The organism is Moraxella sp. K127 (assembly GCF_015223095.1).
GTDB lineage: Bacteria > Pseudomonadota > Gammaproteobacteria > Pseudomonadales > Moraxellaceae > Moraxella.
The window spans coordinates 1-21,609 of sequence record NZ_JADFBZ010000048.1; the positions used below are offsets into that span (position 1 = coordinate 1).

28 protein-coding genes and 2 pseudogenes are annotated in these 21,609 nt (G+C 45.1%); 17 read left to right on the top strand and 13 right to left on the bottom strand.

What is annotated here, in order from left to right; translation table 11 throughout:
* Window positions 1-145 precede the first annotated feature (145 nt).
* A pseudogene (locus tag IM753_RS13475) lies at window positions 146-634 on the bottom strand (IS630 family transposase); the annotation flags it as partial.
* Window positions 635-671: 37 nt separating this feature from the next.
* The gene (locus tag IM753_RS10265) at window positions 672-983 is read right to left on the bottom strand and encodes an IS630 transposase-related protein (protein ID WP_194109244.1); all 312 of its coding nucleotides are present in this window, start codon (window positions 981-983) and stop codon (window positions 672-674) included.
* Window positions 984-1,039: 56 nt separating this feature from the next.
* Between IM753_RS10265 and IM753_RS10270 the strand changes: the two genes are divergently transcribed.
* Window positions 1,040-1,231 carry a hypothetical protein gene (locus IM753_RS10270; protein ID WP_194109245.1) on the top strand — a complete coding sequence of 64 codons (192 nt, stop codon included), beginning with the start codon at window positions 1,040-1,042 and terminating at the stop codon, window positions 1,229-1,231.
* 300 nt (window positions 1,232-1,531) lie between these two features.
* Here IM753_RS10270 and IM753_RS10275 read toward each other — a convergent pair whose 3' ends face one another.
* Both IM753_RS10275 and plsB read right to left on the bottom strand, forming a co-directional pair.
* Window positions 1,532-2,170, bottom strand: a complete 639-nt coding sequence (locus IM753_RS10275; RefSeq protein ID WP_194109246.1) for a lysophospholipid acyltransferase family protein — start codon at window positions 2,168-2,170, stop codon at window positions 1,532-1,534.
* A gap of 147 nt (window positions 2,171-2,317) precedes the next feature.
* A complete protein-coding gene (gene plsB, locus IM753_RS10280; RefSeq protein ID WP_194109251.1) occupies window positions 2,318-4,942 on the bottom strand; it encodes a glycerol-3-phosphate 1-O-acyltransferase PlsB in 2,625 nt (874 codons plus the stop codon).
* A gap of 171 nt (window positions 4,943-5,113) precedes the next feature.
* Here plsB and IM753_RS10285 point away from each other — a divergent pair, with 171 nt between their 5' ends.
* Both IM753_RS10285 and IM753_RS10290 read left to right on the top strand, forming a co-directional pair.
* Window positions 5,114-6,049 carry an acyl-CoA thioesterase II gene (locus tag IM753_RS10285; RefSeq protein ID WP_227713138.1) on the top strand — a complete coding sequence of 312 codons (936 nt, stop codon included), beginning with the start codon at window positions 5,114-5,116 and terminating at the stop codon, window positions 6,047-6,049.
* A gap of 102 nt (window positions 6,050-6,151) precedes the next feature.
* Window positions 6,152-7,318, top strand: coding sequence for a DUF1615 family protein (locus IM753_RS10290; protein ID WP_065256763.1), 1,167 nt, complete (start codon window positions 6,152-6,154; stop codon window positions 7,316-7,318).
* Window positions 7,319-7,450: 132 nt separating this feature from the next.
* On the opposite strand, the gene IM753_RS10295 is transcribed toward IM753_RS10290, so the two are convergent.
* Window positions 7,451-7,702: a DUF1289 domain-containing protein gene (locus tag IM753_RS10295; protein ID WP_227713139.1), complete on the bottom strand. Its 252-nt coding sequence runs from the start codon at window positions 7,700-7,702 to the stop codon at window positions 7,451-7,453.
* A gap of 192 nt (window positions 7,703-7,894) precedes the next feature.
* Here IM753_RS10295 and IM753_RS10300 point away from each other — a divergent pair, with 192 nt between their 5' ends.
* The 4 genes from IM753_RS10300 to IM753_RS10310 are packed head-to-tail and all read left to right on the top strand — an operon-like array spanning window position 7,895 to window position 10,347.
* A complete protein-coding gene (locus tag IM753_RS10300; protein ID WP_194109248.1) occupies window positions 7,895-8,500 on the top strand; it encodes a YqiA/YcfP family alpha/beta fold hydrolase in 606 nt (201 codons plus the stop codon).
* Window positions 8,497-9,216, top strand: coding sequence for an NgoPII family restriction endonuclease (locus IM753_RS10305; RefSeq protein WP_370582843.1), 720 nt, complete (start codon window positions 8,497-8,499; stop codon window positions 9,214-9,216). Before IM753_RS10300 ends, IM753_RS10305 begins: the two co-directional genes overlap by 4 nt.
* Entirely contained in the window at window positions 9,179-9,343 is a 165-nt protein-coding gene (locus tag IM753_RS13045) for a hypothetical protein (protein ID WP_227514675.1), read from the top strand. The genes IM753_RS10305 and IM753_RS13045 overlap by 38 nt, the downstream gene beginning before the upstream one ends.
* 14 nt (window positions 9,344-9,357) lie before the next feature.
* The gene (locus IM753_RS10310; RefSeq protein WP_194109249.1) at window positions 9,358-10,347 is read left to right on the top strand and encodes a DNA cytosine methyltransferase; all 990 of its coding nucleotides are present in this window, start codon (window positions 9,358-9,360) and stop codon (window positions 10,345-10,347) included.
* A 49-nt stretch (window positions 10,348-10,396) separates the two neighbouring features.
* Here the strand turns inward: IM753_RS10310 and IM753_RS10315 are convergent, their stop codons facing one another.
* Window positions 10,397-10,939, bottom strand: coding sequence for a substrate binding domain-containing protein (locus IM753_RS10315; protein ID WP_194109252.1), 543 nt, complete (start codon window positions 10,937-10,939; stop codon window positions 10,397-10,399).
* 73 nt (window positions 10,940-11,012) lie between these two features.
* Window positions 11,013-11,411, bottom strand: a complete 399-nt coding sequence (locus tag IM753_RS10320) for a LysR family transcriptional regulator (RefSeq protein ID WP_194109250.1) — start codon at window positions 11,409-11,411, stop codon at window positions 11,013-11,015.
* 132 nt (window positions 11,412-11,543) lie between these two features.
* Here IM753_RS10320 and IM753_RS13350 point away from each other — a divergent pair, with 132 nt between their 5' ends.
* The 5 genes from IM753_RS13350 (at window position 11,544) to IM753_RS10335 (ending at window position 14,161) form a co-directional block, all read left to right on the top strand.
* On the top strand, window positions 11,544-12,170 hold the full coding sequence (locus IM753_RS13350; RefSeq protein WP_197035883.1) for an MBL fold metallo-hydrolase: 627 nt from the start codon (window positions 11,544-11,546) through the stop codon (window positions 12,168-12,170).
* A gap of 39 nt (window positions 12,171-12,209) precedes the next feature.
* Complete coding sequence (locus IM753_RS13355) at window positions 12,210-12,566, top strand: hypothetical protein (RefSeq protein WP_255518665.1); 357 nt, start codon at window positions 12,210-12,212, stop codon at window positions 12,564-12,566.
* A gap of 229 nt (window positions 12,567-12,795) precedes the next feature.
* Window positions 12,796-13,464 (top strand): nitroreductase, encoded by a 669-nt coding sequence (locus IM753_RS10330; RefSeq protein WP_065255968.1) that lies wholly within the window; start codon window positions 12,796-12,798, stop codon window positions 13,462-13,464.
* 26 nt (window positions 13,465-13,490) lie between these two features.
* The gene (locus tag IM753_RS13360; RefSeq protein ID WP_255518666.1) at window positions 13,491-13,622 is read left to right on the top strand and encodes a hypothetical protein; all 132 of its coding nucleotides are present in this window, start codon (window positions 13,491-13,493) and stop codon (window positions 13,620-13,622) included.
* An 11-nt stretch (window positions 13,623-13,633) separates the two neighbouring features.
* Window positions 13,634-14,161 carry an alcohol dehydrogenase catalytic domain-containing protein gene (locus IM753_RS10335; RefSeq protein ID WP_253842401.1) on the top strand — a complete coding sequence of 176 codons (528 nt, stop codon included), beginning with the start codon at window positions 13,634-13,636 and terminating at the stop codon, window positions 14,159-14,161.
* Between the two features lie 60 nt (window positions 14,162-14,221).
* Here IM753_RS10335 and cueR read toward each other — a convergent pair whose 3' ends face one another.
* Entirely contained in the window at window positions 14,222-14,611 is a 390-nt protein-coding gene (cueR, locus tag IM753_RS10340; protein ID WP_062499830.1) for a Cu(I)-responsive transcriptional regulator, read from the bottom strand.
* Window positions 14,612-14,783: 172 nt separating this feature from the next.
* Here cueR and IM753_RS10345 point away from each other — a divergent pair, with 172 nt between their 5' ends.
* Both IM753_RS10345 and IM753_RS10350 read left to right on the top strand, forming a co-directional pair.
* On the top strand, window positions 14,784-14,930 hold the full coding sequence (locus IM753_RS10345; protein ID WP_167346553.1) for a hypothetical protein: 147 nt from the start codon (window positions 14,784-14,786) through the stop codon (window positions 14,928-14,930).
* A gap of 80 nt (window positions 14,931-15,010) precedes the next feature.
* Entirely contained in the window at window positions 15,011-15,754 is a 744-nt protein-coding gene (locus IM753_RS10350) for a DUF305 domain-containing protein (protein WP_065255967.1), read from the top strand.
* A 106-nt stretch (window positions 15,755-15,860) separates the two neighbouring features.
* On the opposite strand, the gene IM753_RS10355 is transcribed toward IM753_RS10350, so the two are convergent.
* Window positions 15,861-16,205, bottom strand: coding sequence for a hypothetical protein (locus tag IM753_RS10355; RefSeq protein ID WP_197035890.1), 345 nt, complete (start codon window positions 16,203-16,205; stop codon window positions 15,861-15,863).
* Between the two features lie 51 nt (window positions 16,206-16,256).
* Window positions 16,257-16,655: a Cd(II)/Pb(II)-responsive transcriptional regulator gene (locus IM753_RS10360; protein ID WP_010907411.1), complete on the bottom strand. Its 399-nt coding sequence runs from the start codon at window positions 16,653-16,655 to the stop codon at window positions 16,257-16,259.
* A 72-nt stretch (window positions 16,656-16,727) separates the two neighbouring features.
* On the opposite strand from IM753_RS10360, the gene IM753_RS10365 reads away from it, so the two are divergent.
* Entirely contained in the window at window positions 16,728-17,342 is a 615-nt protein-coding gene (locus IM753_RS10365) for a cation diffusion facilitator family transporter (protein ID WP_039195096.1), read from the top strand.
* Between the two features lie 82 nt (window positions 17,343-17,424).
* Here the strand turns inward: IM753_RS10365 and arsB are convergent, their stop codons facing one another.
* The 3 genes from arsB to IM753_RS10380 are packed head-to-tail and all read right to left on the bottom strand — an operon-like array spanning window position 17,425 to window position 19,231.
* Complete coding sequence (gene arsB / locus IM753_RS10370) at window positions 17,425-18,438, bottom strand: ACR3 family arsenite efflux transporter (RefSeq protein WP_062499836.1); 1,014 nt, start codon at window positions 18,436-18,438, stop codon at window positions 17,425-17,427.
* A 1-nt stretch (window position 18,439) separates the two neighbouring features.
* Window positions 18,440-18,850 (bottom strand): arsenate reductase (glutaredoxin), encoded by a 411-nt coding sequence (gene arsC, locus IM753_RS10375; protein WP_062499838.1) that lies wholly within the window; start codon window positions 18,848-18,850, stop codon window positions 18,440-18,442.
* Window positions 18,851-18,901: 51 nt separating this feature from the next.
* Window positions 18,902-19,231 (bottom strand): helix-turn-helix transcriptional regulator, encoded by a 330-nt coding sequence (locus IM753_RS10380; protein WP_227713007.1) that lies wholly within the window; start codon window positions 19,229-19,231, stop codon window positions 18,902-18,904.
* 185 nt (window positions 19,232-19,416) lie between these two features.
* Here IM753_RS10380 and IM753_RS10385 point away from each other — a divergent pair, with 185 nt between their 5' ends.
* Window positions 19,417-20,775 carry an NtaA/DmoA family FMN-dependent monooxygenase gene (locus IM753_RS10385; RefSeq protein ID WP_065255966.1) on the top strand — a complete coding sequence of 453 codons (1,359 nt, stop codon included), beginning with the start codon at window positions 19,417-19,419 and terminating at the stop codon, window positions 20,773-20,775.
* Window positions 20,776-20,809: 34 nt separating this feature from the next.
* A pseudogene (locus IM753_RS10390) lies at window positions 20,810-21,498 on the top strand (SDR family NAD(P)-dependent oxidoreductase); the annotation flags it as partial.
* Between the last annotated feature and the right edge of the window lie 111 nt (window positions 21,499-21,609).

Sequence of the window (21,609 nt, forward strand, 5' to 3'; positions counted from 1 at the left end):
CCACAAGGGGGCGGTTTTTTATTGGGCGGTCAATGGCTTGGTTTTTTAACATATTTACCGCCCTTTGCTTTGTGCCATTGAGCCAACATGTGACGATGGACAATTTTGGCGATTTGCTGGCGACAACCAACTATACCAACCGAACTTAAAAACTACCACACAACCACATAAAATAAAAGAACAACTTATCAATACAATCCAACCTCCAATCTTGTCTTAATCCTTTAATCCAACTCCAAACTTGTTCAATGGGATTTAAATCAGGTGAGTAAGGCGGTAGCCAAAGAATGGTGTGATTGTGCTTTTGTATCAACTCTTGTATGTCTTGTCTTTTATGGAAGGTGGCATTGTCCATCACAATGACACTGTTTGGTGGTAGTTCTGGTAGTAGCACTTGTTCTACCCAAGAGTAAAATACTTGACTGTTAATACTGCATTCATACAAACCCACAGCAAACAGCTTGTTGTTATAGATTGCCCCAATGGCGTTGGTTTGATTTTTGGCTTGCCAGTTATAGGTTCCATAACATCTTTGACTTTGATGAGCATAAGCATAAGGGCGATGGGTGTTACCTCTAAAACCACTCTCATCAAGATAAACAATGGGACGATTGCCTTGTTTGTATTGTTCAAGTTGTTTGACAAACTGTTGTCTTAGTTCATTATTGGCATTAGGGTGTTTTAATCGCTTTTTTACGAGTAAGTTTTAGGCGTTTTAATGCCTTGGCAATCGCCCTATCTGTGCAATTAAAACGGGTGGCTCGCTCTCTTTGATAAGCATCAGGGTGGTCAAGAACATCTTGGCGTAGTTTTTCCAAGTCTATCTTAGAAGTATAAGAAGTACGCACCTTTCTGTCTGGGTTTGCTTTCCAGTTTAAAATGGTGCGGGTGCTGATATTGTACTCTTCGGCAAGCTGTCGGTAGGTTTTACCACAATTTAGTTGCCTTAGTACTTGTTGTCTAAAATCATCTGAGTATGCCATAGGGGTATTGTAGCATATTTTGGGTTCGGTTGGTATATGTTGGCGATGGACAATCTTTGTACATCAAAGGCGATGTGGGCGATACCGTAACCTTGGGTAGTGTGGTACAGTCAGGTGAAACCTTGCAAACCGACATCTCTGGTACTTGGGTTAAAGGTGGTACCGAACAACAAGAAGGCACAACCTACAACATTTGGAGTGATCAAGATGTTAAGGTGTACATCGACCAAGACATTACCATTTTGTAATCAAAAAGCCTTATCATGAAAGCCTGTTAATAAAAAAACCGCTCCAAAGTTTGGGGCGGTTTGTTTTGTGTGGTTTTGTATGAAAAATGGCTATTCGACCACTTAATTTAAAAGTTAAGTAAAAACCTTAAAATTTACCCAGTTATACCCAAGAAACTTTAAAATTACCACAAATACAATGATGTGTGGACGTAGGGGCGTGCTGAGCACGCCTTGTATAGTAATATCATCAAAGGGTGTGCGGAGCCAACCCCTACAAACCCGTGGTGGATATCAAGTTGGTTGGGTGTATCTCAGCCATCATTTTGACAAATCTTGTAGTGGCTTAGACATTTTATCTACATGCCTGCCTTGTACGCCGTTATAATAGGCATAAATCTTGGGCAAATCCGCCTCAATGTCGCCTGTGGGGTAGAATAGGGGCATAAAGCGGACTTCTTTGGTTTTATAATCCATCGCCACAGGCAAGATGGGCACGCCTGCCCCAACCGCCAGATAATAAAAGCCCGTTTTCCACTCATCGGTATAACCCCGAGTACCTTCGGGGGCTAGCCCCAAAAAGAGCGGTTTGCCAGTTTTAAAGCGGTCAATGTTGGCTTGTAATACCGAGCCTTTTTTGTCCCTATCAATGGGAATGACCCCTGCCCACGTCAAAAAATGCGACATGATGGGGAGCTTGAACAGCTGTTTTTTACCCAGTAATTTGATGTCCACATCAAGGGCGAGTAGGGTGGGAATGGCGTACACGCCGTCCATGTTGGAGGTGTGGGGAACAGCAAGCAGTACCGCCTGCGAGACGTTGGGAATCTCGCCTGTGATACGCCAGCCTGTCTTGTCCAAAAAGGCACGGGCAAGGCGTGGGGCGATTTTGCCATGCCTGCGTGGAACGTTATCGCCTAGGGCAGTGGGGTTGATGGTGGGTAGGGCGTTCATGTCCATGGGGATTTTCCTTGAAATGGGTTTGGGTGTGTCTGGGAGACACGTTTTAAATGGGTGTGTCTTTCATGGGACAAATTACCATTTGCCCCATGTATTTATCCAAAAATATTCAACGCATTTTAATGTATTTTAAATCAATAAAATCAGCTATTTACGTCCAAATTTACGCTTTTTATTCATCTCATTCATGACGCTGTCAATCTCATCGTCATTTAGGCGAGCGGTGTGACGCAGCAGCTCAATCATGTCGGGGTTTAGGACGTATTTGGCGTGTTCGGCGATTTTGTCAATGCGTTCATCAAAATCAATCATGCCCATCTCAGGCTCAATCTGCACATAACCCATGCGTACGAGCGTATCTAAGAAGCTTGTAAATAACGCCTTATCAAACATGTCAGGCAAATCATCGGCATACAGCACGGACACCCTTTGCCCTAGGAAGTAGCACAGATTGACGACTTGTTCGGTATTTAGGCGGTGTGTACCTTGTTCGGACAATAAGGTCAAAGCCATAAAGTAGCGTTCCAAACTCTGCTGGGCAGGGTCGGCAAGCACGATGAGCTGTTGGTAGGCAGGCGAGTTGGTCTCGGGGGCACTGATGAGTACGCCGTCCCATTCGACAACCAGTTTTTCTTTGATAAGTACGTCCAAAATCTCGCCAATGGTGTCTTTGATGCTACGTTGCGGGTGTTTTAAAAACAGCTCGGTTTGTAAAAAGGGATACAAAAGCTCGCTGATGTTTTCTAGCTTATCACGGTACATGCGTCCATTGCGTTGCACCAGTGAGGCGATAAAACTGGCTAGGATAAAGACGTGCAGGATGTTGTTTTTAAAGTAGCTAAGCAAGGGAGCTTGTTTGTCCGCCACTTTTATCATGTCGCCTAGCACGTGGGGGTTGCGTTCGATGAGTTCTAACTGCAAGCCATACGCCAAGATGTCTTTGGGGTTCATGTCAGTGACAAAGGTGTCGCTGTCATAAGGCAGGGCTTGGGCGATACGCTGATATAGGGCGATTTGTTCTATCGCTTGGGCTTCATCAAGGGCGGATTTGGGGGTGGACAGTAGTACGAGTGCCAGCAGGGAGACAGGATTGACGACTGCTGATTTGTTGATGTTTTGCATGATTTTGACGCCGATGTTGGTAATCATGGCGTGGGTTTGCTTGTCGTTGTCCGCTTGTTCATCAGGGCCTAACGCTAGGGTGTCTTTGCCAGTTTTGATGTTAAATTTATCCAAAAATTGGGTCAGGTGTAGCGGTTCGCCAAAGGACAGATGCACCGTGCCAAATACCCGTTCAATCTTTTGGGCGGTCTTGATGAGACTAAGTAGGTTTTCGCTTTCTTTGGGTTTGCCTTTGAGTTCGCCCACATAAGTCGCCCCTTCCATAATCCGCTCATAACTGATATAAGTGGGGATGAAGACCACGGGTTTGGCAGGGTCACGCAGATAACTGCCCACGGTCATGGCAAGCATGCCGAGCTTGGGCGGTAGCAGACGACCTGAACGAGAGCGACCGCCTTCGATGAAGTACTCAATGGGGACAGCCCGTTGCATGAGTGTGTGTAGATATTCCTTAAACACCGTGCTGTACAAGGCGTTGCCCTTAAAGCTACGTCTCATGAAAAACGCTCCGCCACTACGCAATATCTCGCCCAGTACAGGGATGTTTAGGTTATCCCCTGCAGCGATATAAGGGATACGCAAGCCCCGTTTGTAGATAACATATGACAAGAGTAGGTAGTCCATGTGGCTACGGTGGCATGGCACATAGATGATTTGACTGTCAGGGGCAAGCTCACGCACCCGCTCAAAGTGACGTACTTCTACGCCATCATAGAGTCGCTCCCAAAGCCACGTCAAAAAGTGGTCAAAAAACCGCACGACTGAGTGTGAGTAGTCGCTTGTTATCTCGCCGATGTAGCCTGCCGCTTCTTTTTTGACTTCGTTGATAGATTTGCCGGTGGCGGCGGATTCTTGTTCGATGGCGGTCTGTACCACGGGCGATGCTAGGATTTTGCCGGTGATGTTGCGTTTGTCGGATAGGTCAGGCCCGATGATGCTCGTTCTTTGTTTGTCCAAAAAGCCTTTGAGACGGGTGGCGATGGCTTGGGTTAGGATGGCGGAGTTGATGTCGCTCTCGCCTGCCTGCTTGGTCTCTTTGATGAGCGTGTGTAGCTCTTTGGGGCTGGCAAACTGCACGACCGTATCACGCCCCATCACACTGATGTTAAAGAGCTGTTTGGGAATGCTTGGTGTGTTCCACTCGTCCGCCATCAGCAGGCGAAACAGGCTGTCTTCTTTGCTTGGGGCTCGTCCCCATAGGATGGTCACAGGGATGAGTCGCACACGCAGCGTGGGGTCGTCTAGGCAGGCTTTGACCAAACGCTCTAAACGTGGCGATGGTACGTTGTCCGAGCCGTGACGGTGTTTTAAAAAGATGACTGACGCACTCTCGCTGTCTTTGCCCACTGTCGTACTGGCAAGGGCAGATGGCAAATCCAGCTCTCGGGTCTTGATGTCCACGAGCAGACTGTTAGAGCGTGAATATTCTCTTAGAACATAAAACGTGGGAATGTCATCATCAAGCTCTGGCACTTCGCCCAAGATTTGTGCCTTGACCGCCAAGGATAAGCCTTTGCCTGACAAGTGCCGATACGCCGATGGCTTATTCTCTGCTCTTTTGGGGGATTCTTGTTGGTTTTCGTTGGTGGATTTTGGGCTGTTATTTGGTTTTTTAGAAAAAATCTGAGAGATATTAGGAAGTTTTAGCATAATGTGTGCCATGATTTGACAATATTCCTTGGTATTTTAACATTTTTAACTAGAAATGGACAAAAATTTTGTTATACTTGTACGCCTGACATAAGTGGTGTGGTTTGTTGATGTTTATCAATACAAAACAGCACCATTTTCCCTTAGCCATTTTAGATGTGTGGAATGATTATGCCAAATACGCCTGATGATAGTTTGATTCGTGATTTGATGACGACTTTGACCCTAACCGAGATAACGCCCGATGTGTTCTCAGCACCAAGCTTTGACTATGTGGGGGCTAGGGTGTTTGGTGGGCAGGTGCTTGCCCAAGCGATGATGGCAGGAGCAAAGAGCTTAGAGACGGACAAGCCTTGTCACAGTTTTCACGGTTATTTTTTGCGTGGGGGCGACATTCGTTTGCCTGTCATTTATCAGGTTCGTCGTCTGCGTGATGGCAGAAGCCTGTCCGCCAGACAAATCGTGGCGGTGCAAAACGTACCAAACGACCCTGACGACCCCACATCTGGTACAACCGAACAGGTCATTTTTACCATGATGGCATCATTCTCGCCCATGGAAGGTGGACTGGATTACCAAGAGAGCATGCCCGAATATCCGCATCCTGACACCCTACAAAATGAGCAGGAGCTAAAAGACGCCCATGTCGGCAAAATCCCCGACGCCCTAAAAGCCCGCTACCTGCGTAAACGCCATGTCGAGATACGCCCTGTCACGCCCCGAGACCCCATTCATCCACAGCCCATGCGACCCCGCCAAGCCAATTGGCTTCGTATCAATGGATTGCAAGACCAGCCTGTCGCCATTCATCAGGCCCTGCTTGCCTTTGCGTCCGACTTTTATTTGGTTGGCACGGGGCTGATGTCGCACGGACTTAGCTTTATGACCAAGGGTTTGCAAGTGGCGAGCATTGACCACAGCATGCATTTTCATCGCCCCTTTGATGTCAGCGACTGGCTGCTGTATGACATGTGGAGCGACACGACCAGTCACGCCAAGGGGCTAAACCACGGGCAGTTTTGGCAAGATGGCAGGCTTGTCGCCACCACCCAACAAGAAGGGCTCATGCGACTGGTGGGTGGTGAATATGTAACCAGCAGTTCGTGATACAAAAATCACACATGGCATTAATATTGAACAAGGTTTATTGGGGCATTATTTTGCTACAATAAGCCGTTTTTTTGGCTTGTCATTGTTTTTTATCACTTTATGAAAAATCCACTATTAAAAAATCTGTCCTTATACATCGCTCTGTTTGGCGGTGCCATCCTGCTGACTGCCTGCACCCAAGAGACGCCCGACACGCCTACCCTGTCAAATGATGAGATTGCCAAAGTGCTACCCAACCGTTCACAGGATAAGGCAAGTTGGGCAGGCGACATCGGGGCGATATTTGACGAGCTAAAATTGCACAAGGACAAAGAGAACATCTGCACCGTGGTTGCGGTCATCGACCAAGAGTCCAACTTCCATGCTAATCCTGCCGTTGCCAATCTCGGGCAAGCGTCCTTGCGTGCCATCGATGATAAGCTAGAAGACAAACTGGGCAAGCAGTTGGCAGGCGTGTTTCGCACCATGCTCGCCACTCGCCCGACCAAGGATGACAGCTTTGAGAGCCAAATCAAAAAGGTAAAAACCGAAAAAGAGCTAGATGAGCTGTACCAACAGATGTTTGACTACTTTACCAGCACCTATAAAGTCAGTGGCGTGAATAATCTCACTAAGCTCACAGGCGAGAGCCTTGATGAACGCCTAAATCCCATCACCACCTTAGGTTCCATGCAGGTGCATGTCAACTACGCCAAACGCCACCGCCGAGCCAACATGAACGACCGCACCCTGCGTGCTGACATGTACGGACAGTATGGCGGTCTGTATTACGGCATTCATCGTTTGATGATGTATCAGGCGGACTATGATAAGCCGTTGTATCGCTTTGCTGATTATAATTCGGGCGTGTATTCGAGTCGAAATTCCGCTTTTCAAAAACGTGTGGCAAGCCTAACAGGAATCAGCCTTGACATTGATGGCGATTTGCTGTTGTATGCTAATGGCACGGTGAGCAGTGCCAAATCACAGACCGAGACGGCACTCATCAAACTGCTCGCCACCGCCAAAACACCGCTCACTCCCGCCCAAATCAGAAGTGATTTGAAAAAAGAGAAAAAAGCAAGTTTTGAGCAAACCGCCACGTATCAAGGGGTTAGCGAGCTGTTTAAAGCCAAATACAAAAAAGACCCCACCTATGCCATCATGCCACAGGTCGTGATTAGCAGTACAAAGATGAAACAGGACAAAAACACCAACTGGTACGCCACCAATGTCAATAGACGTTATGAAGCGTGTATGACGTTGGCAAATAAGCTGGGGAAATAAATGGGGTAAATAGGGCGTGCCTACTCTTTATTTGCCGTGATAAATGATAAAGGCAAAAAGGCAAATTAAGAAAGATGAATAAAAAAAGGTAAATAAAAACCACAGGGCGATACTGATTTAAAAATCACTGACTTAAAAATCAAAACTTAACTGCTCAAACTGCCCATAAAAATCAAACTCATAATTGACTGGGGTTTGGCGGTGTTTGTGACGAAGTAGGGCGTGGATGTTGCGACGTCGCCTGCCAAGGTTTTTTAAAATCTTGGCTCGCTCGCCATCGCTGATGATGTGCCATGTTTGGCGTTCGGTGCGATTTCTAAAACAGCCCATGCAGTAGCCCTTTTTATTCATGGCACACACGCCAATGCAGGGGTTGTCTATCATAAAAAGTTCGTTTTGCATGGCAGGCGAGTGTGGCTAATAAAAAGGGCAAATGTCGGGCGGAAAAAGCGTTAATTATAGCGAAAATTGATAAAAATTGATACAATGGCGTTTGATTTATTTATCATATATTTGCCCATCGTACCATTTTGCGATACCCATTATAACACCTATTTGACAACCCATAAAACGACCATGACCATCATTTACCTGCATGGACTAGACTCCGACCCCAACGCCACCAAAGCCGTCATCACTGCCAACCACGCCAAAGGGTTTGGCATAGATACCCTACGCCCTGATTTGAATTGTCCACCTGATGACGTAGTGGCTAAGCTATTGAATTTAATCAAAGAAAATCCTAATGCCGTGCTTGTCGGCTCGTCCTTAGGTGGATATTTTGCCACACTCTTGTCCGACATGACAGGCACGCCTGCGGTGCTGTTAAATCCGAGTATACGCCCTGATGTCAGTTTTCAGCGATTTTTAAAGGATAATTTTGACGGGCAAACGCTCACAGACGATACCGTCATCTACACCACGACAGGGGGCTGGCAGATTCGCTATGGGGATTTGGCATGGTTTGAAAAGCACCGTTTGACCGCCAAAAATCCCCACAAAATCAAAGTGCTATTAAAAATGGGTGATGAGCTGTTAGACGCTTATGCCACCCAAGCATTTTTTGAAAGCTGTGGGGCGGACGTCATCGCCCAAGACGGGGGCGACCATAGAATGAGTGATTATGATGAGCAGGTGGGGCGTGTTGTGGGGTGGGTACAAGCATTAGGGGAGAGCCTGTGAATATCATTAACGCCATTTATCGCATTGTTACGTCATTTGGGGGTGAATTACACCGCCAAAGCCACGGACTAAATCGTGCCAACCAAATGGGCGGGGCATTAGAAGAGTGGATAAAAGACGTTTTTGCCGATACGCTAGACAGTACCGATGAAAACGACCGCTTAATCAAACTTAGCCAAACATTTAGCTATCTTGGCAATCAAAACAATCCGCCCGACATGATTTTAAAGCACGGCGATGCCATAGAAGTCAAGAAAGTCATCGGCAAAAACGCCACGTTGGCACTAAACAGTTCATACCCCAAAAATAAACTGTATGCCAACTCACCCCTAATCACCCAAGCGTGCAAAACGTGCGAGCCAGATTGGCAAGAAAAAGACATCATTTATGTGATTGGTGTTGCCCCAAACAACCGCTTGCAAAGTCTGTGTATGGTCTATGGCGATGATTATTGTGCTGACCAATCCGTTTATGAACGGGTGCGAGATGCCATATCGCTTGGCGTTAAGAGCATTCCCAACATAGAATTTACACCCACAAATGAGCTTGCCAAAGTCAAAAAGATAGACCCGCTTGGCATTACTGATTTGCGAGTGCGTGGCATGTGGTCCATCGCCAGCCCCTTTAAAGTGTTTGACTATGTCTATCAAAGGGACGATAATAGCGAGTTTAATTTTTATGTGTCTCATCAATCAACAAAAATACCAAAGTTTTGACAATGTGGCGATGATTGAGTCGCTTATCGGTCAGATTGACGGATTTGAGATTGTGGATGTGCTTATCAAAAACCCCAATAATCCGGCTCAGTTAAAACCAGCAAAACTCATCCGTTTTAAAAAATAATTTATCTATATCTTATGAAAATCATCAGTTTATTTAGTGGCTGTGGTGGGCTTGATTTGGGCTTTAAGAAAGCAGGGTTTAAGATACCTGTTGCCAATGAGTATGACAAAGCCATTTGGGCGACCTTTAAAGCCAATCACCCCGACACACACCTAATAGAAGGCGATATTCGTCAAATCAAAGAAAGCGATTTTCCTGATGATATTGACGGAATTATTGGCGGGCCTCCTTGCCAATCGTGGTCGGAAGCTGGGGCGTTGCGTGGGATTGATGATGCTCGTGGTCAATTATTTTTTGATTATATTCGTATTTTAAAAAACAAACAGCCCAAATTCTTTTTGGCAGAAAATGTGAGTGGAATGCTTGCCAATCGCCACAATCAAGCGGTGCAAAATATTTTAAAAATGTTTGATGATTGTGGTTATGATGTTACTTTAACTATGGTTAATGCCAAAGATTATGGCGTGGCACAAGAGCGAAAACGGGTTTTTTATATTGGTTTTCGTAAAGATTTAAACATTGATTTTGAATTTCCAGTTGGCTCAACCATTAATGATAAAGATAAAATCACATTAAAAGACATTATTTGGGATTTGCAAGATACCGCCATTCCTGCTTTGGATAATAATAAGAAAAACCCCCAAGCAATCAATCACAATGAATATTTTGTTGGCGGTTTTTCTCCTATGTTTATGAGCAGAAATCGTGTCAAAGCGTGGCATGAGCAAGGTTTTACGGTACAAGCGTCTGGGCGACAATGCCAATTACACCCTAATGCTCCCAAAATGCAAAAAGTAGAAGCCGATAAATTTGAATTTGTGGCAGGCAAAGAGCATTTATATCGGCGAATGACGGTGAGAGAAGTGGCAAGGGTGCAGGGATTTCCTGATGATTTTGTGTTTATTTATCAAAATTTAAATGATGCTTATAAAATGATTGGCAATGCCGTGCCTGTGAATTTAGCCTATGAAATTGCAAGGGCAATTAGGCAAACATTAAGTTAAATGAATGCACCGTTTATCATGGGATAAGCGGTGTTTTTTGCTATAAAAATTAAACCCGCCAATCTTCCCCCTGATTCCATTTTTCTACTAAAAAATCCATAACCGCCTGTACATTGACAGGGCGATAAGTACTTTGTGGCGTGAGTATGGCGACACAAATCTCTTGATTGTCGCTGGAAATGGGCGTGTCCGCCAAAATCGGCACAAGCCTGCCTGAACCAATGTCGTCCGCCACCGCCCAATCGGGCATCATCACAATGCCCGCCCCTGCCTGTGCCATTGCAATCAAACTGTTGGCATTGTTGCTTATCATTTTTTCTTGAATATCAATTAGTTGATTATTATTTAAATCTTTCATACGCAATACACCAAGCTCGCCACGATAAAAAAGCCCCTGATGATTTGCCAAATCAGCAACCGTTTTTGGCGTGCCAAATTTCGCCAAATACGCAGGCGAAGCAAGCAAAAAATGGCGTTGGCGAGCGATGATTTTTTGCTTTAAATTGCTGTCAGTCGGCACGGCAATCCGCACAATCAAATCCGCCGTTTGGCTGTATGGGTCAATAAAATCATCGGTTTGGGTTAGATGAATATTAAATCTCTTTCCAAACTAAAAATAAACCCTTATAAGTATTGGGGTTGAAGTTTTTAAAAATCCATAAAAATCAGGGTTTGGAAAGAAGTCTATTGAGTTTGGGGTAGCGAGTTTGTAGCTCTGGCAAATGGAGCGTTAGGTGTTTTTGCCCAAAAAACACAGGGGCGTTAATGCGGACAATGCCTGTTGGCTCACTGTCGGTTTGGTACATATCATGGTGCAGACGGTCAAATTGGTGCAGTATGGTTTGGGCGTAGCCACAAAACCGCTCGCCAGCTTGGGTAAGCGTCATGGAGCGGGTATTGCGATAAAACAGCGTTTGCCCAAAATCGTCTTCTAACTGCTTGATTTGCCGAGAAATGACCGAACTTGCCACATCGTACTGGCGGGCGACTTCGGAAAAATTCTTTTCTTTGGCAACGGCTAAAAAAATTTCTAGGGCGTGGAGTGTGGTGTTTTTGGGGTTCATTTGTGCGGTTTTGGCATAGGCGTTTTGTTATTGTTGCTATTTTAACAAATTTAAAAAGCCATTACAATATGCTCACTTCACAGGATAGAGCATTTTGCTTTATCTATTATTCATTATTTTATAAGGTTTTTTATGAAAACATTATCCAAAATCAGCACGGCGTTATTGCTTGCAGGCTCGCTTTTTAGCTCGGTGGCAATGGCTCACGGTACGCATTCGCATTCACACGCAGTTTATCAACCCACAGAAAATGCCGTAGCACAAAAACGCACCCAAGTGGACGGCTACTATCGTATGATGCTTGGCGATTATGAAGTTACCGCTTTGTATGACGGTTATTTGTCCATTGGTACACCTGTTTATCAACAGTTTACCAAATTAACCAAAAAACAATTAGATGAGTTGATTTCAGGGCAATTTCGTCCAATGCTTCCAGATGGTGGCGTACAAACGGCTGTTACGGGGTATTTGATTAACACAGGCAAAAATTTGGTGCTACTTGACGCAGGTTCTGGTGATGTGTTTGATGATAAAGTGGGTAAATTAGCCGAAAGTTTGATTAAATCAGGCTATCGCCCTGAACAGGTGGATACCATTATTCCAACGCATTTGCATTTTGACCATTTTAGTGGCGTAACTCGCAATGGCAAAATGGAATTTCCAAATGCAACCGTTTATATTGCCAATCAAGAAAAAGCCTTTTGGTTAGACACGCCTATCAGCCAAATGCCAGAGCATACCCAAAAATATGCCCAATAGACACGAGATGCGGTTGCTCCTTATGCGGCGGCAGGGCGTGTGAAATATTATAATTTGGGCGATGAAATTATCCCAAATTTCAAATCCGTGCCAACCACAGGGCATACCCCAGGTCATAGCAGTGTGGAAGTCTCATCAAAAGGCGAAAAATTGTTTGTGTGGGGCGATTTGTTGCACAACCACGCCTTGCAACTGCCTGAACCAAGTGTGGCAGCCGAGTTTGATGTGAATGCAAAATCAGCTCGTGCCAGCCGATTGGCGATGTTTCCAAAACTTGCCAAAAACAAAACTTGGATTGCAGGGGCTCACTTGCCATTCCCAGGACTTGGGCATATTCGCCAAGAGAAAAAGGGCTATTCTTGGGTACCTGTTGAATACACACCACTTGAATACTAATTTTACATAATAAAAAACACCGTTTTTTAAATAAAAGCGGTTTTTTTGTCTTATCAAAACTATTTATGCTAATTTAGCAAAAGAGTTTTGTTGTTTATGTTATTTTAACAAATTTAATATTGTTTTAAAATAGGCATTATCTTTGGACGTATTGAACATTGATAACATTTTATAAAATAAGATGTAAATTTAACACGTCCTAAACAAAATCATTTATTTGGAGTAATTTATGCTTGATTTTTCAACCGCCGTTCAAACTCGCCAATCCATTCGTGAGTTTTTGCCCGAAACTTTATCCAAAGCCGACATTGGTGCGGTACTTGATGATACCTTGCGTTCCCCGTCTGCGGTCAATGCCCAGCCTTGGCAAATTCATATTGTGTCGGGTGATGCATTGGCTCGTTTGTCCGATAAATTGGTTGAGCGGTTTAGAAATGGCACGCCAAACCCTGATTTTGGTTATGACCAAGCCAATTTTGTCGGCGTATATGAAGAGCGTATGCGTGATGCCTACAAACGCCTGTACGATGCTTTTAATATCTCTCGTGCCGATAAAGAAGGTCGTAAAAATTTTGCCGAAGAGAATGTGCGTTTTTATGGTGCACCGCATTGTGCTTTTTTCTTTATGCCCAAAATTGGCGACAATGTGTTTTCGGCAATGGATGTGGGTATGATTGTACAAACCTTTATGTTGTCTTTGACTGCTCGTGGTTTTGGTAGCGTGCCACAGCTATTGTTGGCGATGTATCCTGATGTGGTACGAGAAGAGTTTGGCGTATCTGATGATTATCAGTTGATGGTGGGCGTGTCTTTTGGTAAACCTGATAGCCAATCGCCAGCCAATGACATTCGTCAGCCCAGAGCCCCACAAGGCGAAACCGTGTTTTTCCACGATTAAATCAATATTTACTTAAAGAGAAAAAAATGAGCAAACAAATTCAATTTACCAAAACAGGTTCGCCTGATGTCCTGCAAATCGTTGACGTACAAATGACGTACAAATCCCCGCCCCCAAAGCCGATGAAGTACAAATCCAAATCCACGCCATTGGTTTAAACCGTGCCGAGATGATGTACCGTGAAGGGGCGTATGTGATTGACCCTGTGTTCCCTGCGATTTTGGGCTACGAAGGGGCAGGCGTGGTAACAGCGATTGGCAATGGCGTGAGCGAATTTGCCATTGGCGATAAGGTCAGCGTCATTCCGTCCTTTATGTTTACCGAATACGGCACTTATGGCGAGCTGGTCAATATGCCCAAACACGCCGTGGCCAAGCACCCCGACACGCTGACAATGGAGCAAGCGTCCGCCAGTTGGATGGCGTTTGTTACCGCTTATGGCGGACTGTTGGAATTTGGCAAACTGCAAAAAGGCGATGTCGTGGTGCTGGGCGGTGCAACCAGTTCGGTCGGCTTGGCGGCAATCCAAATCGCCAAAATGCAAGGGGCAACCGTCATCGCCCTGACACGCACCCACGCCAAAGGCGATGTGCTGTTGGATAAAGGGGCTGGGCATATGGATTTATACGACCAAGATAATTGTGTCAGCCAAGTGGTTGATAAATTAACCGAGTTTTATCAGGCGAATTTGAAATAAGTTTTTTATGGTTATGCACGGCTGTTATCAAGCTATGGCATTCATCTGCTTTGATAGTGGTTAAAAATCGCTCAAGCCTTTTAAGATGGGGCAGTCGGGATTGTCATCGCCCCCGCAGGCATCGCTCCACGCTTGCAGGGTGTGTTGCATTGATTTTAATTCTTTGATTTTATTGGATAAAAAATCAATATGACTGGCGGTGAGCGTTTTGACCTGAGCACTTGTGCGGTGTGGATTGTCTTGCAGTGCCAAAAGCTCGCCAATCTGTGCAAGCGAAAAACCGACGCTGCGGGCTTTGGCGATGAATTTTAGCCGAGCGATGTCATTGGAGTTATAAATCCGATAACCTGCTTCACTGCGTGATGGGTTAATTAATAAGTCTGCTTTTTCATAATCACGGATTTGTTTGACGGAAAGTTGGGTAGATTTAGACGCTTGTCCGATGTTCATTGTTGTTCCTTATTGAGTGGTGTGTAAAAAAATGTTATCAAGTAAAAATAACCCTTGACCCTAACATAAGGTTAGACTTTATAATACGCTCATTAAAACAAAAAAGCAATGTTTTTAGTGGTTTAAAAACGGTTTTTGTTTTGATAATCAACCTTTAATTTGGAGAATTGTTATGAACGACATCATCAAAAACCCAAACGCCCACTGCGGTTGCCAATCTTGCACAGGGCAAAATTGCAATCCAAAATGCAACTGCCAAAATGGCGAGCCGTGCATTTGTGATGACTGCACTTGCAACGGCTGTGCGTGTGAATCGTAAAACCAAATAGTGAAATGGACATTGGGCGAATCTGTCATTTGCCCAATGTTATCAATGCCCATTTTGACAAGGAGAATCCAATGACATTCATCAAAAACCGTGCCGTACATCTTGTCGTTGCCGCTGTTGTTTTGGCGACTTTAACCGCTTGTGCCGACGGCAAAAACGAAGTGCCGACGCACTCGATGGTAGGCGACAATAACCACACCCAAACCACCCACGACAGCCCAAATAACCAAAACGGGCACGCAGAGATGAACCACGCCAATATGAACCACTCTGCTATGGCGATGGACACTCAAAATGCTCCGCCCCATACCCAAGCCTATCTTGCAATGATGAACAAGATGGGCGATGAGATGAGCAAAGCGGGCAATCTTGCCGATGCTGATACCGCTTTTGCCAAAGGTATGATTCCGCACCATATCGGAGCAGTTGAGATGGCAAAAGTACAGCTTGAATTTGGCAAAGACGAAACAATGCGAAAGCTTGCCCAAGCGATTATTGATGGACAACAAGCCGAAATTGACTTGATGAATGGCTGGCTGAATGGCAAAGACACGACCACCCAAAACGCCAACGCCCCACACGCCAAAGCCTATGCCTTGGACAATTCACACGGCGAAATGATGACGGCAATTTATGAGACCGACCCTGATGTCGCCTTTGCCAAAGCGATGATTCCCCACCACAAGGGAGCGGTCAATATGGCAAAAGTGCAATTAGAATACGGCAAAGATAAAGCAATGCAAGATTTGGCAAAGCAAATCATCAATGCCCAAGAGCCTGAAATTAAGCTGATGGAAGATTGGCTAAAACAGTAGGGGCAATAAGGCAAAAGCACCGCTTTTGATAAAGCGGTGTTTTTTATGCCGTCTTAAAGGTTTGTGATTTTAAGACGGCATTGGATTTTTCAGGCAGCCTAAAAACCTACACCCCTTTATTTTCCAGCGATTTTCGGTTTATCCACCACACCAGCGACAACATCACAGGCACTTCAACCAACACGCCCACCACCGTTGCCAATGCCGCCCCTGAATTTAAACCAAATAAAGCAATCGCCACCGCCACCGCCAATTCAAAAAAATTACTCGTGCCAATCAAGCACGCAGGGGCGGAAATTTCGTGTGGTAATTTGAGCCATTTTGCCAAAACGTGAGCCAAGGCAAAAATGCCGTAAGTCTGTGCCAGCAAGGGAATGGCAATCAGCAAAATAATCAAGGGATTGGCAATAATGGTTTGGGTTTGAAAGGCAAACAGCAACATCACCGTCAAAATCAAACCCATAATGGAAAAAGGTTTCAGGCTGCCTGAAAAAATATTCCGCTATTCTTTTTCTTTAATACCTTGAATAATCTGACACTTATCAACCGTTTTATTTTCACAACCCACAAATTGCATTAGAAAAGTTTTAACTTGTTGTAGTTCTGTGATTTGTTCGTCCAAATATGCCAAATGTTGCTCGGCAAGTGCATTGATTTCATTGCATTGTTTGTTAGGCGTTTGTTGTAATTGCAACAGCGTTTTGATGTTACTTAAAGAAAGACCGATATTACGGCAAGTTTTAATAAAGCGTAATTGTTCTAACTGATTTTCATCAAACACACGATAGCCGTTTTGTTGATGTGTAGGGGCGATTAAGCCTTGTTTTTCATAATAACGAATGGTTTCCAAATGTACGCCTGTTTGTTCACTGGCTTGTTTTATTTTAAAAAATTTTGACATTTTGGCTTGACCCTGTAATGACTACGGAGTTTATAGTATAGCAAATTTCATCTTAAAACAGGAGCAAAAAAAATGGCGTGCCAAAATTGTTGTGGTTCAAATCAGCCCATTCATCAATCGCCCAAGTACAAAAAAGCCTTGTGGATTGTCTTGATATTAAATTTATCAATGTTTTTTGTGGAAATTGTGATGGGGGTTAAATCAGGTTCAACTTCGCTGTTGTCGGACAGTTTGGATTTCTTGGGCGACAGTGCCAATTATTTGATAAGTTTGATTGTTTTGCCAATGGCGTTAAGTTACCGAGCCAAAGCATCTATGGTTAAGGGGCTAACGATGGGCGGTTTTGGTTTATTTATTTTAATGACAACCATTTATCGTGTGTTTTATGGGGAAATGCCCAGTTATTCTGAAATGAGCATTGTGGGATTTTTGGCGTTATTGGTCAATGTGTCGGCATTGTTGATATTATTAAAATTTCGTGATGGCGACAGCAATGTCCGCAGTGTGTGGGTGTGTTCCCGAAACGATGCGATTGGTAATGTGGCGGTAATTTTAGCGGGTATGGCAGTTTATTTTTTTCAATCAAAATATCCTGATTTAATTGTGGCGTTTGTTTTGGCATTTTTGGCATTACAAGCCAGTCAAGAAATCATCAAAAGGGCTTGGGCGGAATTAAAAGTCAGTTAATTTAAAACACCGTTTGGATTGATGTTCAAGCGGTGTTTTTATTTTTAAATTTTACAAAATAACTTTCAGGCAACCTGAAACCCTACACCCCTTTATTTTCCAGCGATTTTCGGTTTATCCACCACACCAGCGACAACATCACAGGCACTTCAACCAACACGCCCACCACCGTTGCCAATGCCGCCCCTGAATTTAAACCAAATAAAGCAATCGCCACCGCCACCGCCAATTCAAAAAAATTGCTTGTGCCGATTAAGCAAGCAGGGGCGGAAATGGCGTGGGGTAATTTAAGCCATTTTGCCCAAATCGCACTCAAGGCAAAAATGCCGTAAGTCTGCACCAATAAAGGAATGGCAATCAGCAGGATAATCATCGGCTTATCCACAATGGTTTGTGCCTGAAACGCAAACAACAGCACCACCGTCAATAACAATCCCAAGATAGACAAAGGCTTAAAACGCTGGCTGAATTGGCGAATTTTGTGTTCATCTTGCAAAGATTTGCGAGTGGCAAGCCCAACCAGCAAAGGCAACACCAAATACAGCAACACGCTAAAAAACAGCGTGTCCCACGGGATTGTGATGTCGTTCATACCCAAAAGTAGCCCTGCAATCGGGGCAAAGGCAAAAATCATAATCACATCATTTAAAGACACTTGCACCAGCGTGTAATTGGGGTCGCCTTTGACCAGTTGAGACCAAACAAAAACCATTGCCGTACAAGGTGCAACCCCAAGCAAAATCATACCTGCAATGTACTCGCTTGCCGATTGTTCATCTACCCAGCCAGCAAAAAACACCTTAAAAAACAACCAGCCCACAAGTGCCATCGTAAAAGGCTTAATCAACCAATTCACCGTTAAAGTCAGCCACAGCCCTTTGGGATTGTGGCGGATATTTTTAATGGCAAGCCAGTCAATTTGTATCATCATCGGATAAATCATCAGCCAAATCAGCACCGCAATCGGCAAATTGATTTGAGCCACCTGCATTGTGGCAATCCATTGAAAATAAGGCGTAAACCAAATACCCAGCCCCACGCCAAGCAAAATCGCCAAACCCACCCACACACTCAAAAACCGTTCAAAAATGCCCATTTTATGCCCCTTGTACGCGGATGATTTCGCCATCTTCTTTGACAAAATCACTGTGCAATGCCACAGGTGAAATGCTCAAAAACACTTCGCTTGGACGGCACAAACGCACGCCTTTTTCGGTGATGACAATCGGGCGGTTGATTAAAATGGGGGCGGTCAGCATTGCCTTAATGATGTCGTTATCGCTCACCTCGTTGTCCAAATGAAATTGTTGATATTCAGGCACATTGCTTCGTAAAAGCTCTCTGGGCGTGATGTTCATTTGTTCAATCAGTTGGCGTAATGTGCGTTCATCGGGCGGGGTGTCCAGATAATGAATAATGGTCGGCTCAATGCCCAAATGGCGAATCAAAGCCAGCGTGTTGCGAGAAGTACCGCATTTGGGATTGTGATAAATGCTGATTGGGTGCATAGTATGTTCCTTATTTCAAGAGTTATTGAAATGAATGGGCAAAAAAATTTGCTAACACGATTGGCAAAATTTTTCGCAATCGCCACCGCTTGCGTTTTCACAACAGCGATGCAATAAAAATTCAATCAAGCCGTTCATCATCGCTAAATTGGCGAAATAACGGACAAATTTTCCCTGCTGTTCACTGTAAACAAGGTTGGCGTTTGCCAAAGTTTTTAAGTGAAACGACAGATTATTGGGGGCAAGATTGAGCTGTTTTGCCAAATCGCCCGCCACCATACCACGCCCCCCTTCGGCGGTCAGGGCTTGGAAAATGGCAAGGCGTGTGGGCGAAGCAAGACTTTCAAACAGTTTGCTGGCGTGTTCGGTGTTCATATTCATAGGCGGTTAGTATAGCAGGGCGTGCTTTTCATTTCAATAGGTATTGAAATGATGTTTGTGTGTTCAGGCAGCCTGAAAAATTTATCTTTCCAAAAACGAAAACCAACTTCCCATTTTTCGCCATTCAAATTTTAAAAATAAAAACCTATAATATCCCCATACCCTAACCATAAGAGAGAAATAACATGGCTGATTATCTTGACAATGCCAATAAACAAATGAAACTTGCCCTACAACTGGTTTCAGGTTATGGCGGTGAGTTCCAGTCGTGGCGACTTGCCGACAGCAACGAGCGTGCCTATACCGACATTGATTTTTATGCCCAAATGGCAAAAACGGCCGAAAAAGGCAAAATCCACACGCTCTTTATCGCTGATACCCCGTCTTTTGGTGGGGGGGGCGGTGGCACGGACATTTCCACCCGTTCGCCTGCCTTTCCGCTTGAACCCATGGTTATGCTCTCTGCCGTTGCCTACGCCACACAAAAAATCGGCATGGTGGCGACTTTTTCCACCACTTACAACCTGCCCTACAATTTGGCTCGTCAATTAAAAACGCTGGACACATTAAGCCAAGGGCGTGTCGGCTGGAATGCGGTTACCACAGGCACACGAGAGACCGCCTACAATTTTGGCGACAAGCCCCTGCCTGATACGACCACACGCTACGAAATGGCACACGAAATGGTGGAAGCGGTGCAAACCTTGTGGGGCGGGTTTGGCGAAAATGCCTACATCACCGACAAAGCCACAGGCGTGTTTGCCGACATGAGCCAAATCAAGCCTGCCCATTACCAAGGCAAGCATTACCAAGTCAAAGGGGCATTGCCCATTCCTGCCACACCACAGGGGCAACCGCCGATTTTTCAGGCAGGCCCAAGTCCAGAGGGGGTGGAGCTGGCTGGGCGTTTTGCCAGTGGCGTGTATGCCAATCCGTTTACGATTGACGAAGCACGAGCCTACCGCAATGTACTCAAACAAAGTGCGATACAGCACGGCAGAAACGCTGACGACATCAATATGTTTAGCGGATTTATGTTCACGATTGGCGACACGTATGAAGAAGCGTTGGCTCGCAGAATGAAGCTCATTGATTTCATGAGCGATGATGAATTTTATGGGCAAATTCGCTATTTGTCGGCGATGATTGGCGTGAATTTGCATGGGCTTAATTTGAATGAGCCTTTGCCAAAACATTTGCAAAATCAGGCGACACCGCACCCACACGACCCACGCTCGCCACGAGCGGTAGAACTCATCAAACAAGGTATGTCGCCCAAAGAAGCCCTTGCCAATGGCGTGATTAACTACCACCCTGTGGTGGTCGGCACGGCAACCGATGTGGCGGACTTTATGGAAAACTGGTTCAAAGCAGGGGCAACAGACGGCTTTTCGCTCGCCCCCGACAGCCAAAAAGGCGTGCAAGATTTTGTGGAAAAAGTCGTACCGATTTTGCAGGAGCGTGGGATTTATCATGCTGATTATGAAGGTTCAACTTTGCGTGAGCATTTGGGCGTGCCGTATCAGTATGGGTTAAGAAAATAATTTATAAATAATCAATTAGTTAAGGAGATTGAATATGAAACGATTAACCAATAAAGTCGCCATTATCACAGGTGCCGCCAGTGGCATGGGCGAGACGACCGCTCGGGTGTTTGCCCGTGAAGGTGCGACCGTGATTATTACCGATGTGCAAGAGCAGGCGATTAAAGATTTGGTTGCCGACATTCAAGGCGAGTATGGCGATGTGGCGTTGGGCATTGTCCACGACATCGCAGACGAGCAGTCTTGGACAAAAGTTACCCAAGAAGTTGTGGCGAAATTCGGCAAAATTGATATTTTGGTCAATAACGCTGCCATTGGCGGTAAAGACTGGAAATACGAAGATGCGTCTTTGGAAGAATGGCAAAAAGTGATGAAAGTCAATGCCGAAGGGGCATTTTGGGGATTTGTGCCGTTGTGCCTTATATGAAGAAAAACGACATCAGCTCGATTGTCAATATCAATACCCTAGGCGTACACGTGGCAGGCAAAGGCATTGCGGGCATTTCGTATTCGGCGTCCAAAGGGGCGGTCGACGCCTTGACCCGTGCCATGGCTTCACGTCTTGGCAAATACAATATCCGTGTCAATTCCGTATCGCCCGGTCCGATTTTGACCCCTATGGCAAAGCAGTATTCCAGCGATGAAAAATTGGCAGAAATCGCCAGCTTTAATCAGCTTGGACGCATGGGCAACCCGCTTGATGTGGCACATACCACGCTGTTTTTGGCAAGCGATGAAGTCAAATTCATCACAGGGGCTGAGATTTTGGTGGACGGCGGCTTTAAGATTCATAAGCCTTTGTAAAAATTAGCGTAAAGAAAACATCGCTCAAAT

What these genes read in the sequence shown, in the direction of transcription:
- plsB (WP_194109251.1), bottom strand. Translation starts at nt 4,942, where the DNA reads ATGCTAAAACTTCCTAATATCTCTCAGATTTTTTCTAAAAAACCAAAT.
- IM753_RS13360 (WP_255518666.1), top strand. Translation starts at nt 13,491, where the DNA reads ATGAGCAAACAAATTCAATTTACCAAAACAGGTTCGCCTGATGTCCTG.
- IM753_RS13350 (WP_197035883.1), top strand. Translation starts at nt 11,544, where the DNA reads ATGAAAACATTATCCAAAATCAGCACGGCGTTATTGCTTGCAGGCTCG.
- IM753_RS10380 (WP_227713007.1), bottom strand. Translation starts at nt 19,231, where the DNA reads ATGAATATGAACACCGAACACGCCAGCAAACTGTTTGAAAGTCTTGCT.
- arsC (WP_062499838.1), bottom strand. Translation starts at nt 18,850, where the DNA reads ATGCACCCAATCAGCATTTATCACAATCCCAAATGCGGTACTTCTCGC.
- IM753_RS10335 (WP_253842401.1), top strand. Translation starts at nt 13,634, where the DNA reads ATGATGTACCGTGAAGGGGCGTATGTGATTGACCCTGTGTTCCCTGCG.
- IM753_RS10275 (WP_194109246.1), bottom strand. Translation starts at nt 2,170, where the DNA reads ATGGACATGAACGCCCTACCCACCATCAACCCCACTGCCCTAGGCGAT.
- IM753_RS10310 (WP_194109249.1), top strand. Translation starts at nt 9,358, where the DNA reads ATGAAAATCATCAGTTTATTTAGTGGCTGTGGTGGGCTTGATTTGGGC.
- IM753_RS10290 (WP_065256763.1), top strand. Translation starts at nt 6,152, where the DNA reads ATGAAAAATCCACTATTAAAAAATCTGTCCTTATACATCGCTCTGTTT.
- IM753_RS10320 (WP_194109250.1), bottom strand. Translation starts at nt 11,411, where the DNA reads ATGAACCCCAAAAACACCACACTCCACGCCCTAGAAATTTTTTTAGCC.
- arsB (WP_062499836.1), bottom strand. Translation starts at nt 18,438, where the DNA reads ATGGGCATTTTTGAACGGTTTTTGAGTGTGTGGGTGGGTTTGGCGATT.
- IM753_RS10300 (WP_194109248.1), top strand. Translation starts at nt 7,895, where the DNA reads ATGACCATCATTTACCTGCATGGACTAGACTCCGACCCCAACGCCACC.
- IM753_RS10285 (WP_227713138.1), top strand. Translation starts at nt 5,114, where the DNA reads ATGCCAAATACGCCTGATGATAGTTTGATTCGTGATTTGATGACGACT.
- IM753_RS10295 (WP_227713139.1), bottom strand. Translation starts at nt 7,702, where the DNA reads ATGATAGACAACCCCTGCATTGGCGTGTGTGCCATGAATAAAAAGGGC.
- IM753_RS10365 (WP_039195096.1), top strand. Translation starts at nt 16,728, where the DNA reads ATGGCGTGCCAAAATTGTTGTGGTTCAAATCAGCCCATTCATCAATCG.
- IM753_RS10360 (WP_010907411.1), bottom strand. Translation starts at nt 16,655, where the DNA reads ATGTCAAAATTTTTTAAAATAAAACAAGCCAGTGAACAAACAGGCGTA.
- cueR (WP_062499830.1), bottom strand. Translation starts at nt 14,611, where the DNA reads ATGAACATCGGACAAGCGTCTAAATCTACCCAACTTTCCGTCAAACAA.
- IM753_RS10350 (WP_065255967.1), top strand. Translation starts at nt 15,011, where the DNA reads ATGACATTCATCAAAAACCGTGCCGTACATCTTGTCGTTGCCGCTGTT.
- IM753_RS10385 (WP_065255966.1), top strand. Translation starts at nt 19,417, where the DNA reads ATGGCTGATTATCTTGACAATGCCAATAAACAAATGAAACTTGCCCTA.
- IM753_RS10330 (WP_065255968.1), top strand. Translation starts at nt 12,796, where the DNA reads ATGCTTGATTTTTCAACCGCCGTTCAAACTCGCCAATCCATTCGTGAG.
- IM753_RS10345 (WP_167346553.1), top strand. Translation starts at nt 14,784, where the DNA reads ATGAACGACATCATCAAAAACCCAAACGCCCACTGCGGTTGCCAATCT.
- IM753_RS13045 (WP_227514675.1), top strand. Translation starts at nt 9,179, where the DNA reads ATGTGTCTCATCAATCAACAAAAATACCAAAGTTTTGACAATGTGGCG.
- IM753_RS10265 (WP_194109244.1), bottom strand. Translation starts at nt 983, where the DNA reads ATGGCATACTCAGATGATTTTAGACAACAAGTACTAAGGCAACTAAAT.